The organism is Methylobacterium sp. Leaf117, from assembly GCF_001422985.1.
Lineage (GTDB): Bacteria > Pseudomonadota > Alphaproteobacteria > Rhizobiales > Beijerinckiaceae > Methylobacterium.
This window is the reverse complement of the sequence record NZ_LMNL01000020.1, coordinates 1-11852: the sequence shown is the minus strand read 5'-3', so window position 1 is coordinate 11852 and position 11852 is coordinate 1. Positions and strand designations below refer to the sequence as shown.

Below are 11852 nucleotides of genomic sequence, written 5' to 3'. Positions count from 1 at the left end.
CCAGAACAGGTCCACCATCGCCGCCTCCATGCTGCAAACGGCGGCTCTGAATCACAAAACCAGAACTCTCGCAACGTCTTGGTTCGGTTCACACCCTAAGCGTTGAGCCCGCCTTAGTTACAACTGTCTCCCACTGGCGTCAGACCCTCCTGCGCAAGGGCGGTTCAAACGAAAAACCCCGCCTGCCAGAGCAGGACGGGGTTTCCTCGTTCGACAAAAGTGGAGCGGATCAGGCCGCGGTGCGGTTGCGAGCTTCGCGCTTGGTGTCCACACCCGAGGCTTTGATCTCGGACAGCTTCTGGGCGACGTTGCGCGAGAACACGAACTCGGCCGGGCGCTGGTTCTCAAGGCTGACTTCGGGGGCCATGTCGCCCTCGGTCTTGATGCCACGGATGGCATGGATCAGCGGCTTCCAGGGCTTCTTCACGGAATCGACCACCGACGAGGCCTCGTAACCGGAATGGACCATGCAGTCGGCGCACTTTTCGTAGTTGCCGGTGCCGTAGGAATCCCAATCGGTCTCCTCCATCAGTTCCTTGAAGGTCGCCGCATAGCCCTCACCGAGCAGATAGCAGGGCTTCTGCCATCCGAACACGGTCCGGGTCGGGTTGCCCCACGGGGTGCAATGATAGGTCTGGTTGCCGGCCAGGAAGTCGAGGAACAGACCCGACTGCTGGAAGGTCCACTTCTCGCGACCCTTCTCCTTGCCGTGCCGGAACACGCCGCGGAACAGCTCCTTGGTCGCCTTGCGGTTCAGGAAGTGCTTCTGGTCGGGCGCGCGCTCGTAGGCATAGCCCGGCGAGACCGTGATGCCATCGATGCCCATCTTCGTGACGCTATCGAAGAAGTTGGCGATCTTGTCGGCCGACGAGTTGTTGAAGAAGGTGCAGTTGATGGTGACCCGGAAGCCCATCTCCTTCGCCTTGGCGATGGCCGCCACGGCCTTGTCGTAGACGCCACGCTGGCACACCGACTGGTCGTGCATCTCCTTGTCGCCATCGAGATGGATCGACCAGGTGAAGTACGGGCTGGGCTTGTACTCCTTGATCTTCTTCTCAAGGAGGAGCGCGTTGGTGCAGACGATGGCAAATTTCTTCTGGGCGATGATGCCCTCGACGATCTGCGGCAGATCCTTGTGCAGCAGGGGCTCGCCACCAGCGATCACCACCACGGGTGCACCGCACTCGCGCACGGATTCAAGAGCGTCGGCCACCGGCAGGCGCTTGTTCAGAATCTCGTCCGGGTAATCGATCTTCCCGCAACCGGCGCAAGCAAGATTGCAGCGGAACAGCGGCTCCATCATCATCACGAGCGGGTAGCGCTTGCGACCGGTGAGGTGCTGTTTCAGAATGTAGCCGCCGATCTTCGCGACGTACCGGATAGGGATGCCCAAGACGCGGCTCCTTGTTGTTGGCCCCGATGTATCGGGCTGCTTAGCGTGAAAAAAGGCCAAATTCCAGCAAGCTAGCTTGGAACCATCCCGAAAGGCCCCGAAACGGCGCCGTTCCGACAAGTTCGGCGGGAGCTGAAACTATCCGGCCACAGAATGCAGCACTCTCGTGCCGAAGCCCGCCATGACGGACCGCCTATAACCCGATCGGATGCCCATATTCCTATTCGAAAGCCGCATGCCAGAGCCCCAGCTTGGCCGTGGGGAAAGCGCATTAGCTACCCGTATCCAGACGCGGTACGCGACGAAGATGCGGTGCGAGATCGCACAAAAGGTCCCAAGCCGGAACGCTCGCCTTGTTTGCGTTGCATTCCTACCGTTGGGTCGATAGGTGAACCGGCCATTCACGCAATGTCGTCAATGTCATGCGATTCGGTTGATCAGTGCCTTTCCGGGAACCCCGCTTGGGTTTCATAGGGGCGCTGGAAGCTGAGATTCGGGATTCGCGGCGACTGGTGATAACCGGCGGCATCGAACAGATCGATTCCCCTTGTGCAGCCGCGTCGGCCGCAGCGCCGGTAGTCAGCGTGCTTGCATCGGAATGAGATCGCTGAAGCAGGTAGGACACTCGTGATCGAACGGCTCGTCGCGTTTTCCGTCCAGCGTCGCTGGTTGGTCATAGCTCTCGTCGCACTCATCACCGTTGCCAGCGCCGGTGCGGCCGCTCATCTCTTCAAGATCAATACCGATGTCGAGCGGTTGATCGACAAGGATGTCCCCTGGCGTCAGGACGAGATCAACTATGAAGCTGCGTTCCCGCAGCGGACCGGTACCCTGGTGGCCGTCATCGACGGCAAGACGCCGGAGGAGGCCGAGGAGGCGGCGGCCGAATTCGCGGCGGCGATCGCCAGACACAAGACCATGATCGAGTCGGTCTACCGTCCGGACGGCGGCGCCTTCTACGAGAAGAACGGTTTCCTGCTGATGTCGCAGGAAGAGCTGACCAAGACCACGGAGCAACTCGTCCAGCAGCAGGGCCTCCTCGGACCGTTGGCTGCCGACCCGTCCCTTCGCGGCATCATGCGCGTTCTCGGCCTTGGCGCCCGCGGCATCAAGAGTGGCGATGCCAAGCTCGAGGATCTCGAGCGGCCGATGACCCAGATCGACGCCACCGTGCGCAAGGTCCTGGCCGGCGAGCCTGCGCGCATGTCCTGGCAGATGCTGCTATCCAACGGACAGACGCAGAGCACGGATCTGCGCAAGTTCGTCATGATCCAGCCCGTCTTGGACTACAACGCGCTACAACCCGGCGCCCACGCGACAGAGGTGGTGCGCAAGGTCGCGTCGGAACTCAAGATCAATACCCTTGGCGGCCCTGAATTCGCCGAGCGTCCACGCATGCGTCTGACCGGCCCCGTCGCAGTGGCTGACGACGAGTTCGCCACCCTCTCAGAGGACGCATTGCTGAACTACAGCGTCACGGTCGGTGCGATCGTGCTGTTCCTGTGGCTTGCACTCCGCTCGGCCCCGCTGATCGGCGCGGTCCTGATCACCACCTTCGCTGGCCTCATCGTGACTGCGGGTCTCGGCCTGCTGATGGTCGGCGAACTCAACCCGATCTCGGTCGCCTTCGCGGCGCTCTTCGTGGGCCTCGGCATCGATTTCGGTATTCAGTTCGCCGTTCGCTACCGTGCTGATCGGTTCGAGCAGCCCGACCTCCTCTCCGCCATGCGGGCGGCAGCTCGGGGCGTCGGCTGGTCGCTGACCCTGGCGGCCATCTCGCTTATCGCCGGCTTCTTCGCTTTTCTGCCGACTGCCTTTCGAGGCGTCTCGGAGCTGGGCCTCATCGCCGGTGTCGGCATGATCGTCGCCTACCTGTTCAGCCTCACCCTGCTGCCGGCCCTCATCGCGGTGTTCAAGCCCAAGGGTGAGCGCGAACCGGTGGAGACCGCTTGGCTCGCGGGCGTCGATCCGTGGATCATCCGCAACCGAAAGCCGATCCTGATCGGCGTCGGGTTGATCACGCTCGCGGGCATCCCTCTGCTGTTCAAGCTGCCCTTCGATTCCAACCCGATGCATCTGCGCAGCCCGAAGGTGGAATCGATCTCGACCTATCTCGACCTGATCAAGGACCCGGCCACGAGCCCGAACATCATCGACGTCATGGCACCCTCGGTGGCCGCGGTGCCGGCGCTTGCGGAGAAGCTGCTGAAGTTGAAATCCGTGGCGAAGGTCATCGACATCGACACCTTCGTGCCGCCGGACCAGGACCAGAAGCTGGCCATTATCGCTGAGACCGCACAGTTGCTGGGGCCGGTCCTGAATCCCGGCCGCAAACCGCCGCCGCCGACCGATGCCGACAACGTCAAGGCGATGAAGGAGGCGGTGACGGCCCTGCGCGGTATCGCGGCCGGCTCCACGGCTCCGGGCGCCAAGGCAGCGGGCGAGCTTGCGACCAATCTCGACAAACTAGCAGCTGCTCCGGTCGCGACCCGCGAGGCGGCGAGCGTTGCACTGACGACGGATCTGAAGACCCTGCTCTCGCGTCTGTCCGGCCTCCTGAACCCGGAGAAGATCACCCTCGACAACCTTCCGCCTAAGCTGAAGGCCGAATGGATCGCCGCAGACGGACGTTCACGCATCGAAGTCCACCCGAGTGGGAACGCCAACGACAACCAGGTGCTGCGCAACTTTGCCAAGGACGTGCAGAGCGTCGCGCCGCATGCCACCGGCGCGCCGGTCGCCACGACGTCGTCGAGCTACACAATCCTGGGCGCCTTCCTGCAGGCGGCGATCACCGCACTCGTCCTGATCTTCATCATCCTGTCAGTGGCGCTCCGGAAGCCATGGGACGTTGCGATGACCCTCGGGCCGCTGGTGCTGGCAACCCTCTGGACGCTCATGGCCCTGCATATCGTTGGGATGCCGCTGAACTTCGCCAACATCATCGCGATGCCGCTGATGCTGGCGGTCGGCGTGGCCTTCCACATCTACTACGTCATCGCTTGGCGGGCAGGCGTCACCGACATGCTGGCCTCCAGCCTGACGCGAGCGATCTTCTTCTCGGCGCTGACCACCGGCACGGCGTTCGGCTCACTGGTGCTCTCCAGCCATCCGGGCACAGCCAGCATGGGCAAGCTTCTCGCGCTGTCCCTGTTCTTCACCCTGGTGGCAGCCTTCTTCGTGGTTCCGGCGTTCCTCGGGCCGCCGCCGAAGCGTCCCGACCCGAAGCGTCCCGAGGGCGATGCCGCTCTACCGCCCGTAACCCGGGCCAAGGCCGCGGAAACGGTCGCGGCCAAGTAGGCCGCGCGGAAATTCCATAAGACGAAGAATGGGCGCGGGTCCCCTCCGCGCCCATTCTTCGTTCGCCACCAGTCCTGATCCGTCCTCAGGCGAGAAAATCTGAGAATCCCCCTCTTACGAAGCCGGCGGCCGCCGCGAGGCTCTCGGGGGCGACCAGCGCATCACGCTCCGCCACATAGGCATAACCCGGCGCCTCGCCGGGAAACCCGCTCCCCGTGGCGGGGTGACTGTAAAGTTCGGTCAATCCGTCTGGCAGGTGCGCCAACAGCCCCTGCACTCGGGCTGGCATCATCGCCCCGGACCAGGCGAGTCCGAGTGTCCTGTCGGGGATCAGGAGGCCTTGCTGGCGCGCCCGTACGGCCAACAGGGCCGCCCAGGGTGCTGTGTCGAGGGCCGGCTTCGGATTTGCGCCCGGCTCTGCCGCCCGCAGCACAGCGCGGGTCTCGCGCGGAACCCGGATCGCCCGCATGCCATGACGACGGCCCGCTGCGAGCACCAGACCGGCGATGATCGGGTGCACGTGGAAATGCTTGTGGGCGTTGACGTGATCCAGGGGTAGGCCAGTCGCGCGAAAGGCCAGGAACTGTGCTTCGATTTCGGCGGAGAGTTGGCGCCGCGCCGAGGCCTTAAGGGCCAGGTCGAGGCCGAGTCGCTCCATGTCGCTACGGATCAGACCGTCCGCGGTGACGAGATCGGGAATTCGCTCAGGCGGCAGGGTCGGCCAAGCTTCCACCATCACCAAGTGAAGACCGATCCGCAGGGAGGGCAGACGCCGAGCCCGAGCCACGGCGTCATCGGCGGCCGGGGCGGATACCATCAGGCTCGCGGCGGTGAGGATGCCGTCGCGATGCGCTTGCTCCACCGCCTCATTGACCTGAAGGCTCAGGCCGAAATCATCGGCGGTAACGACCAAGCGCTTCACAGGACGACTCCGGGTAACGGGAGGCGGGCCCCTCCCCCTAAGGCAGGGGCTGAAGCCCCACGACGCGAAACGGCCGGGCTTTCCAGCCCGGCCGCCTCATTGTGTCTGGGTATCGAATCGAACCTGTGTCGAGCTCAGGCTGCGGCGCTGGTCTGACGGTCCTTGAGGAAGCGGTAGAACTCCACACCCTCGCGCAAACGGCGCTTCATCATATCGGGCGAACGGACCATCTCGGAAACGATCGAGGCGATCTTCGGAGCGCGGAAGTAGAACTTCCGGTAGAACTCCTCGACAGCCGCGAAGATTTCGGAATGTGACAGGTGCGGGTAGTGCAGCGGTGCGATCTGCACGCCGTTCTCGTCGACGAGTTCCGCGTTTGCGACGTCCAGCCAGCCGTTCTCCACCGCCTGCTTGTATAGGAAAGTGCCGGGATACGGCGCCGCCAGCGAGGCCTGAATCGTATGCGGATTGATGCGCTTGGCGAACGCGATCGTCTCCTGGATCGTCTCCCGGGTTTCGCCCGGGAGGCCGACGATGAAAGTGCCATGGATGGCGATGCCGAGATCGTGGCAATCCTTGGTGAAGCGCTCGGCGACCTCGACGCGCATACCCTTCTTGATGTTGTTCAGGATCTGCTGGTTGCCGGACTCGTAGCCGACGAGCAGCAGGCGCAGGCCATTGTCCTTGAGCACCTTCAGGGTATCGCGCGGAACGTTGGCCTTGGCGTTGCACGACCAAGTCACACCGAGCTTGCCCAGTTCGCGGGCGATTTCTTCGGCGCGCGGCAGGTTATCGGTGAAGGTGTCGTCGTCGAAGAAGAACTCCTTGGTCTGGGGAAACTCCTTCAGGCAGTACTTGATCTCCTCGATCACGTGCGCGACCGAGCGGGTGCGGTAGGTATGACCGCCGACCGTCTGCGGCCAAAGGCAGAAGGTGCAGCGCGACTTGCAGCCACGGCCCGAGTAGAACGAGATATAGGGGTGCTTCAGGTACCCGATGAAGTACTTCTCCATCTGGAGATCGCGCTTATACACGCTCGTGACGAACGGCAGTTGATCCATGTCAGTCATGATTTCGCGGTCCTCGTTATGGACCACGTTGCCATTGGCATCGCGATAGGACAGCCCCTTGATCTCGGACATCGGGGTGCCATCAGCGACTTCCTTGACGGTGAAGTCGAACTCATTGCGGGCACAGAAATCGACCACCGGGGCCTGGGCCATCGCGCCAGCGGCATCGACCGCGACCTTGGCGCCGATCAGGCCGGCGATGAGCTTCGGGTTCTCGGCCTTGAGGGCTTCAATCGTCTTCACGTCCGACTTGAAGGACGGAACCGAGGTATGCAGCACAACCAGGTCGAAATCATGCGCTTGGGCCACGATCTCGCTCAGCTTGATGTTGTGCGGCGGGGCATCGATCAGCTTCGAGTTCGGCACCAGGGCGGCAGGCTGGGCCAACCAGGTCGGGTACCAGAACGACTTGATCTCGCGTTTGGCTTGATAGCGGGAACCGGCACCGCCATCGAAGCCGTCGAAAGTGGGAGCCTGCAGGAAGAGGGTGCGCATGGGGTTCAAGGCCTCAGCGAGAACAGGGGACAGTTGAATGGGAGAATAAACGGAAGGTCAGAGTGACGATGCGCCAGCATCGCGCCCAAGCGTCGTCTCGGGGATCAAGGTACCGTCCGCAACCACGCGATAATCATGGCCCTTCCATGTCACAGCACCGGAGACGAAGCTCCAGGTGAAGTTCATGAAGGATAGGATGTCGCGGATCGGCAACAGCCAGTAGGGATGCGGAGCAAGGCCGAAGGCCCGCTCCAGGCGGACGCACAGGATGATCCGGCACGCCAGGGCGAAGGCCGCCACGGCCAGGGCCGTGGTTCCAGCATCCGGGATCAAAGCTCCGATCAGGGCGAGCGGAAAGGCATGGGTCACGAACGATCCGGCATAGCCGGCAGGATCGACGTTGCGGATGGTGCGGTTCCAGCGAAGCTCATGGCTCCACAGGCTCGCCAGATCCGTGTCGACGCAGGTGTGCCCAATGGTGAAGCTCGGGATTGCAACGACCCCGCCCTTGGCGCGCAACGCTTCGCCGATGGCATAGTCGTCGGCGAGGTCGTCGCGGAAGGCTTCGAAGCCGCCGATCTCGCCAAGTGCCCTGGTGGAGAAGGCAATGGTGGATCCAAAGCAAGGCTGTGCGAGGCCGAGCGATGTGCCCATCACCACGTTGGGCAAGAACTGCACGTCGATGGCGAGAGCGGAGAGATGGGCCCAGATCCCCCGATGCGCAGGGACCCCATGATACAGGCAAGTCACCCCGTTCACGCCCGGCTGCCTCAGCTCACCGACGATCCGGCCGAGGTAGTCGGGCTTCACCACCATGTCGCTGTCGGCAAGAACCACAATCTCGTGGGAGATTCGGGTCGACATGTTGATGAGGTTCGAAACCTTTCGGTTCGAACCGTGCTGGCGCGCGTCGATGACAAGATCGAGCCGAAGCGCCGGATAGGCGGCCTGCAGACGACGGACGACGGCGATCGCCGGATCGGCGGCGTTCTGAACGCCAAAAATCACCTGCACGGGCGCGGCATAGGCCTGCTGGCAGAAAGTCTCGAGATTCTCGTACAGGTTTGGCTCGATTCCGCAGAGCGGCTTCAAGATCGTGACGGACGGCGCCCCATCACCCAGGGCCGGCGCTGCCTTGCGGGCAAAACGCCCGGCTAAGGCAGCGGCAGTCAGTCCGTACACGCAACCGACCAGGGCGATCAGCGGCAGGAGATGCGAGAGCCAAGTCAGGTCCATCAGGGGCATCGCTCGGTCACGGGGCTCGTGAGAGTGCCGCGAAGTCGAGCGGCGCGAATCGTTTGTCGTACGGGAGGAACAAAGTCCGGGCGTCTCTGTCGCAACTCTAAGGCGCTGGTTTGACGGCGAGCATTCCGGCGGTACGATCCCGCATGAAGGTGAGAAGGCCATCCGCCCCGCCGGTCTTCAGCGGCTCCGAGAAGCTGCCGCGAAGGCTCGCGACCTCGCTGACATTGCCGTTGAGATAGACGTCCTGCACCCGGTTTTCCGGGCCGACCAGGAAATCCACCTGCGAGGTATCGCCGTCCTTGTTGGCGACCTCGGTCTGAACCACGCGGTTCGGACCGCGCGCTTCGCTTTGCGGCTTTACGCTGAACTTGCCACCGGAGGCTTGTGCGAGGCGGGTGGCGTAGGTCGCGGTAAAGTAGCGTCCGAACGCGTCTGTGAGGGCACCCTGTTGTTCGGGTGTGAAGGTCTTCCACTTGGCCCCGGTGGCCAGACGGATCATCGCCGGAAAGTCGAAGGCTTCGCTCAGGGTCGGGCCGATGGTCGCCGCACGGGCTCCGACATCCTTCGGTGCGCTTTTCAGGGCGCTTTCGAAGGTCGCGTAGATCTTGCCGATCGACGTCGCGGCCGGATCGTCGATCGCATGGGCGGCCGAGCCGAGGAGCAGGTGAGCCGCGACGAGGCTCGCGACAGCAACGCGTTTCAGGCGCACTTCTTGAGTTCTCCGAGCTGGGGTTCGGTGCGGGGCCGTCCACCCAAATCATTGGCAAGCACTGGGACCAGGAGGTCATGCCGCAAGCCAGGCTCGCTCTGGGGCTCCGGTGCCATAACCGGATCCGGCTTCGATCCCTCAAGAGCATGCCAGGCGAAGAGACCAGGCACCCCGACGAGCAAGTCCGCCAAGCGCTTGACCAGGGACAGCGCCAGCGCCGCCTCGGCCGGGATTCCGAAGATCGCGCACAGGGCGATGAGGCCGCCTTCCTGGGCGCCGAGGGCACCCGGCACCGCGAAGGCGGCGCCACGGACCGCCTGGGCCAGGCTCTCGATCACCACCGCCTCGACGATGCTGACAGGGTAGCCCATGAAGTGGAGGGCCACGTAGACCTCGACGGTGCCGATGAACCAGCCGATGAGGTGAATGCCGAGACCACCGGCGACACGGCCGCGATGGCCGTAAAGTCGTTTGAGGCTGTCGTAGAGTACGTCGATAGCGCCGAGCGCGCGCCATTCGCGCGAGCCGGCGAACCGGCTGACCAAGGCCTGGATCACCTTGTGACCGCTTCGGCGCTGGATGAGATAGAAGGCACCGAGGGCGGGAGCAGCTAGCGCAAGGCCGCCGGTCACGGTCCGGACGATCGGGCCATCCCCCGCGATCCAGGCGAGGAGAATGACGCCCGCCACGGTGAAGAGGAATTGAGTTACCGCCTGGGTCATCAGGTCGACGAACATGCTCGCACCGGCGATGCCGCCGGGGACGCCGCGCTTGGTCAGGAGACGGGCACCGACGAAGTCGCCGCCGACCTGGGCGACCGGCAGCAACGTGTTGATACCCTCGCGCACGAAGCGCAGCGTGAGGCAGTCCCGCAATGTCGGGCGCGTCGCCTTCGGGAAGATCACGAACCAGCCGAGACCGGCCCAGGCTACGGCAACACCTCGGGCGACAACCACGATCAGCGCGCCCCAACCGGCGCTGACGACCGCGGCCGCGACGTCTTCCAGGCCAGAGGACAGGAACAGGCCGACGACTGTGCACAGACCGGCGATCAGGGCCAATGTCGTGAGACGCTTCATGGGCCCCTTTCGGCCTGCAGTGCAGCGGATCACAACGAGATTCCGCCGTGTTTCCGACCGCAAAAAACCGCCGGAAACGTTGAATGTCTTCGGAAGTTGCAGCTTTGAGAACCGTTGTCTATCACCCGAGAGACACAGTCGGGACCAAAGCGGCGCAGGGCGAAAAGCCCGAGAATCAGCCGTCCGGGCGGACAGGGGAACGGGATCAGATGGACCGCGAATCACAGATGACGGCCGACGAGGTCGTGCGCGACGACGCGCAGATGGAGCGCTACGCCGGCGGCGGCTTCGGCGCCACGCGTGCGCCCGCTGCAAGTTCCCCGGTGATGGCCTGGAACGAATGGGATCCGCTGGAAGAGGTCATCGTCGGAAGTCTGGACGGTGCGACCATTCCGACACACCACTTGACCGTCATCTTCAACCTGCCGCGGGCTGCTCAGCCGTTTTACAGGTTCGCCTCGGGCTTCCGCTATCCGAAGTTCATGAAGAAGCTCGCCCAGAAGGAGCTCGACAACTTCATCTCGATTCTGGCGGGCGAAGGAGTGAAGATCCGCCGTCCGGACCCGATCGATTTCTCGCGCAAGTTCAAGGCCCCCCAATGGTCCTCCCGCGGCTTCTGCGTCGCCTGCCCTCGTGATCCGTACCTCGTCATCGGCGACGAGATTATCGAGAGCCCGATGTGCTGGCGCTCGCGCTACTTCGAGGGCGATGCCTACCGGTCGCTGTTCAAGGAATACTTCCGCAATGGCGCGCGCTGGACCTCAGCCCCGCGTCCGCAGCTCACCGACGATCTGTACAACTACGACTACCGGGTGCCGAACCTCAAAGGCGGCGAGCCGATGCAGTTCACCGTCAACGAGTTCGAGCCGGTCTTCGACGCGGCTGACTTCGTGCGTTGCGGCCGCGACCTGTTCGTGACCCGCTCGAACGTGACCAACCTGATGGGTATCGAGTGGCTACGGCGCCATCTCGGTCCGGGCTTCCGGGTCCACGAGATCGAGAGCCGTTGCCCGCAACCCATGCACATCGACTCATCCTTTATGCCGCTGGCCCCCGGCAAGGTGCTGGTCAATCCGGACTACATCGACGTCGAGAAGCTGCCGGCCGTGCTCAAGAAGTGGGACGTGCTGATCGCGCCGCGCCCCGACCCAGTCGAGGGCTTCATGAGCAAGATCTCCATGTGCTCGCCCTGGACCTCGATCAACGTGCTGGCGCTGGACGAGAAAAAGATCGTCGTGGATGCGAGTCAGCCGACGCTGATCAAGGCGCTCAAGGACTGGGGCTTCGACCCGATCCCGGCGCCGTTCCTGTCCTATGGACCGTTCGGCGGCTCGTTCCACTGCGCCACCCTCGACGTTCGCCGTCGCGGCACTCTGAAGTCGTACTTCTAGGTCGAAATCGATTGAGTTTCGGCTGCAGGGGGCGCGTTCAGCGCCCCCTTTTTTCGTATCCGGGACCGGCTTACCGGGCCGTCGCGTAGAGGGAAGCGCCGGCCGAGACCGGCGCGGTGACGGTAGAGAAGACGGAGAGGACCTTCTGGACCTCGGTGAAGGGGGCGTTGGAGACGTAGACGAGATCGCGATTGCGCATGCGGAAGGCCTGGGTCAGGAACAGGCTGTTGGGGTCGCGCATGTTGATG

The 11852-nt window shown here is 63.6% G+C and carries 8 protein-coding genes and 1 pseudogene; 2 read left to right on the top strand and 7 right to left on the bottom strand.

What is annotated here, in order from left to right; genetic code table 11:
* Positions 1-229: 229 nt before the first annotated feature.
* Positions 230-1393: an adenosyl-hopene transferase HpnH gene (gene hpnH / locus ASF57_RS11370; protein WP_056180880.1), complete on the bottom strand. Its 1164-nt coding sequence runs from the start codon at positions 1391-1393 to the stop codon at positions 230-232.
* Positions 1394-2020: 627 nt separating this feature from the next.
* Between hpnH and ASF57_RS11365 the strand changes: the two genes are divergently transcribed.
* Positions 2021-4693: an MMPL family transporter gene (locus ASF57_RS11365; protein WP_056483332.1), complete on the top strand. Its 2673-nt coding sequence runs from the start codon at positions 2021-2023 to the stop codon at positions 4691-4693.
* A gap of 85 nt (positions 4694-4778) precedes the next feature.
* Here ASF57_RS11365 and hpnK read toward each other — a convergent pair whose 3' ends face one another.
* From hpnK to ASF57_RS11340, 5 genes are all read right to left on the bottom strand, one after another.
* A complete protein-coding gene (gene hpnK, locus ASF57_RS11360; RefSeq protein WP_056483327.1) occupies positions 4779-5615 on the bottom strand; it encodes a hopanoid biosynthesis-associated protein HpnK in 837 nt (278 codons plus the stop codon).
* Between the two features lie 134 nt (positions 5616-5749).
* A complete protein-coding gene (gene hpnJ / locus ASF57_RS11355) occupies positions 5750-7180 on the bottom strand; it encodes a hopanoid biosynthesis associated radical SAM protein HpnJ (protein ID WP_056180889.1) in 1431 nt (476 codons plus the stop codon).
* A gap of 57 nt (positions 7181-7237) precedes the next feature.
* Positions 7238-8425, bottom strand: coding sequence for a bacteriohopanetetrol glucosamine biosynthesis glycosyltransferase HpnI (hpnI, locus tag ASF57_RS11350; RefSeq protein ID WP_056180891.1), 1188 nt, complete (start codon positions 8423-8425; stop codon positions 7238-7240).
* A gap of 97 nt (positions 8426-8522) precedes the next feature.
* Positions 8523-9134: an ABC transporter substrate-binding protein gene (locus ASF57_RS11345; RefSeq protein WP_056483324.1), complete on the bottom strand. Its 612-nt coding sequence runs from the start codon at positions 9132-9134 to the stop codon at positions 8523-8525.
* Positions 9125-10213: a flippase-like domain-containing protein gene (locus ASF57_RS11340; protein WP_082503879.1), complete on the bottom strand. Its 1089-nt coding sequence runs from the start codon at positions 10211-10213 to the stop codon at positions 9125-9127. The genes ASF57_RS11345 and ASF57_RS11340 overlap by 10 nt, the downstream gene beginning before the upstream one ends.
* A gap of 209 nt (positions 10214-10422) precedes the next feature.
* Between ASF57_RS11340 and ASF57_RS11335 the strand changes: the two genes are divergently transcribed.
* The gene (locus ASF57_RS11335) at positions 10423-11604 is read left to right on the top strand and encodes a hypothetical protein (RefSeq protein WP_056180897.1); all 1182 of its coding nucleotides are present in this window, start codon (positions 10423-10425) and stop codon (positions 11602-11604) included.
* Between the two features lie 70 nt (positions 11605-11674).
* On the opposite strand, the pseudogene ASF57_RS26915 reads toward ASF57_RS11335, so the two are convergent.
* Positions 11675-11852, bottom strand: a pseudogene (locus ASF57_RS26915) (sugar transporter); the annotation flags it as partial.